The organism is Vibrio genomosp. F10 str. 9ZD137 (genome assembly GCF_049974785.1).
Taxonomy (GTDB): domain Bacteria; phylum Pseudomonadota; class Gammaproteobacteria; order Enterobacterales; family Vibrionaceae; genus Vibrio.
The window spans coordinates 1-3,361 of sequence record NZ_JBNGCJ010000892.1; the positions used below are offsets into that span (position 1 = coordinate 1).

The 3,361-nt window shown below is 43.5% G+C and carries 5 protein-coding genes; all 5 read right to left on the reverse strand.

All coding sequences use genetic code 11. The features are described from left to right. Positions 1–410, reverse strand: a 410-nt coding sequence (locus ACP45E_RS19870; protein ID WP_141707442.1) for an SDR family NAD(P)-dependent oxidoreductase, incomplete at its 3' end; no start/stop codon positions are given. An 80-nt stretch (positions 411–490) separates the two neighbouring features. Next, a complete protein-coding gene (locus tag ACP45E_RS19875; RefSeq protein WP_017037428.1) occupies positions 491–1,066 on the reverse strand; it encodes a DedA family protein in 576 nt (191 codons plus the stop codon). 238 nt (positions 1,067–1,304) lie between these two features. Further along, positions 1,305–1,730, reverse strand: coding sequence for a hypothetical protein (locus ACP45E_RS19880; protein WP_017036621.1), 426 nt, complete (start codon positions 1,728–1,730; stop codon positions 1,305–1,307). Positions 1,731–1,841: 111 nt separating this feature from the next. Continuing rightward, positions 1,842–2,390: a hypothetical protein gene (locus tag ACP45E_RS19885; protein WP_017037427.1), complete on the reverse strand. Its 549-nt coding sequence runs from the start codon at positions 2,388–2,390 to the stop codon at positions 1,842–1,844. A 278-nt stretch (positions 2,391–2,668) separates the two neighbouring features. Then, positions 2,669–3,361: MBL fold metallo-hydrolase (locus ACP45E_RS19890; protein ID WP_241824355.1), on the reverse strand; the 693-nt coding region annotated here is incomplete at its 5' end.

The following is a 3,361-nucleotide window of genomic DNA, read 5'->3' on the forward strand; positions in this document are numbered from 1 at the left end:
CCCTGCCCGCCATGGCGTGTAGACATTCGCTTTACGGCCTCTCGGCAACATAGAAAGTAGCTCGTCACGTTATTGACCAATATGGTGTTGATTCTTTCGGCCGTCATGTCTTCCAAACGTGATTGCTTTCTCAATATCCCAGCATTATTGACCAATACAGAGACGCCACCGAGTTTTTCATCCACCGTCGAGAACATTCGAATAACATCCTCTTCACTCGACACGTCTGCTTGAACAGTAATGCACCGCCCTCCTTGCGCTAGTATCGAATCGGCAACCTTTTTAGCTGCTCCAGAATTTGATTTGTAGTTGATGCAAACCGCATAGCCTTTACTCGCGAAGAGCAGTGCCGTTGAGGCTCCAATCCCGCGTCCGCCACCAGTAATGATGGCTACCCTGTTATCTTTCATCTTCTATCCATATGATTATTATAGTCTGTGTCGAAAATGAGTCTAAACCCAGTAGCCCTTTCGACACCCAGTGGCCATCTCTACGACCTTGTTAATTTTTGTCTTTTATCTCGTGTCCACACTCTAAGGACCGACAACAAAAATACCAAAAGAAGAAGAACACTGACGGTTGTTAAATTTTCAATGCCTAGTGTGTCAAAGGTTTCTCCGAAAAAGAAGCCACCACCCACCATCACTACGACCCATAAGGTCGCAGAACTCATGTTCAAAAGCGTAAATTTACGCCACTTTATGTCCGTCAACCCGAGTGGTAATGCCCCTATCGTGCGCAGACCTTTAGGATATCGATAGATGAAGATATACGCGGTCCCGTACTTTTGGGCTAATGCCGCCGACTTTTCAAACAAACGCCCAAACGTTGTTGAACGATCTACCCAAGCAATGCCATAGGTTTTGGCGACCCAAAAGCGAATTTCATCCCCTAGATATCCTCCTAGGAAGGTGGCTAGCGCAACCCAAGGTAACTCGAGAGCACCTAAGTAGGCTGCGTAACCTGCAAAAAGCGGTAGCCAACCACTTTTTAAGGCGCAATACAAAAAAAGCAGCGCATAAACCAACACACCATAATCTTCCAATAAACCGGTCACTGTTTCCATATCGTCCTCTATTCGTGTTAACACACCTAGTCATAACACACTGCGAAATACACATAGTGCATGGTCGTTATACGTGACTAAATGGCCATTAGGTCACTATTTAGTGTTAGTACGGATAGTTAGTTTTAAAATGAATATTGACTTATACAACGCATATTTATAAGGGCGTGTATTTTAACGATTCATTGGGTTATTGGTTCATAACGCCATTTGTGGCCTGATTGCAGGCCGAAATACATTACATTACGCACTCTTGAGCCGCCTTCGCTCTTGCGATGCCCTTATCAATCAAACTCATCGCTTCTTCACCGGTGATTGACGAGAGAATCTTGTCGAGAACTTTCTCAGCGGTTGATTCTGAGGATGCTTCAACCAAACAGCTGTATGCATTGGCAACATGGTCTGAGATTTGAGTTAATTCTTCAGGATTAGCGAAATCAGCACTCAATGCTTCTCCGATAGACGACGCTAACTCTTCTGCAAGTTCCGCAGTCTCACCAAATTGTTCTAAGTTGAGCTGGTCGAAATCAATCGAATCAATTTGTGATTGGATACTGTCTACCGCTTGGTTTGCTGCCTGCTGAGCTTGGTCAATGGCCTTGGTGGCATCGTCACAGCCAGATAAAGCGAAAGCAACAATAGATAATGTCATCAGTTTTTTCATTTTGATTCCTTACTTATAGTAACTAAATCCATTCAAACAATGCTTGTTAAATAGAAACAATAAGGTTTCTATACACTGAGTTCAATTGGAATTTTTCACTACCGTTTAGGGTTATAAATAACCTTCAGCATTACTATAAGCTTCAAGTTCAATGGGTGCTTCAGCATAACCAAAAATCGAAAGTTGCAGTAGATAATCTTTCGTAAACGCTTCAAGACCCACTGTTTCAGCTTGCTTTACATGGACCAATTCATGAGACAACAACAGTTTGTCCCCTTTTGCTTGGTTTGCAATCCAAATGCCGTACCCAAAAGTCGCGCCGATAAAATATGGAGAATCCAACCCTAACCTCTGCATTTGAAACAACAGTGATTCGTTCTCTGGTAGAGGCAGCGTATCAGCGTAAATTACACGTACTTTCTCTGGATGCTTGATTCCTATCCGGTGAGCAACTTCAATAAATTGAGGAGATAACGGCTCACCTTGCAACAAGGCTATTTGCTCATTTTTTTCGACGTATTTCATTGATAATGGTAAGTAGGCTTCTATTTGATCAACCATATGGCTAGGTGGGTTTGCATAGATCGCCGTTTTATCTTGGCAGCCAAATAAGGCAAGCGATGTTAATACTAACAATGCTGCTTTTATCACTGTATTCACTTTCTCTGAATTCCTTTTATACAATTAGTTTTAATAATCAAACGTTCCGCTGTCAGTAAAAACTGTCGCTGATACATTCACTACAAGAATAACTGCAAGGACAGACACTGTAAATGCCATGAGTAGAGCGTCCACTCTAGTGTGGTGAGGTTGAATGTTCAGGATCGTACGCTGGTAAAAACGTTCATTGACCAAGGTGCTTATGCCGATGGCTAAAATACACGGAACGAAAGAGACCATCGCAAAGCTTAGCGGAGGGGTATGAACTGTCAATGGGGCTATAAAACAATCATGTCGTCATAGCCAATGATGACGCTATCGGGTGCTTCGTTTCTTATAAGCCAGTCATCTAAATCGTGTCCAATGTGTGTGATGACCAGTTTTTTAGGCGCAAGTAACTTCTGAATTTCTTTCGCGGTATCAATGTTGCCATGATTGCTCCCTGAGTGTTGTGGTGGAAATGAACAATCAATCACGAGTGTGTCAAGAGAGGCTCTATCGCTCAAAAACTGTAACGTTTCATTGGGTAATCCGTCAGTGTCTGTGAGATAAGCAATCGACTGATCTGCATATTCAAATAGATAGCCAACGGTTGGCCTTGAATGACGCATCTGTAAAGGTGTGACTCGTAATCCTTCAATCTTGACCGGCCGAGCATGTGTCATTTCAGGGATAAACTGCAAACATCCAGAATGTTTAAGTAGATCAGCGCAACCTAGAGGATCGTCCGGGCACCAAACTGGAATCGAAGCGCCGTTACCCCACCTTAAATGAAATAGGCCTTGTACGTGATCAACGTGAAAGTGCGTCAGCAAAAAACCTAGGTACGACCCTGATTTGAAGCGTCGATGTAAATCCATAATACCGGCATCAATGAGTAGGCGATTTTTGCTCTCGCCGTCTCCCCACTCCACCATTGCAGAGCAGGGTTTACGTTCCCGCTCTTTTTTCTCGGTAGATCGGAAGAGCGG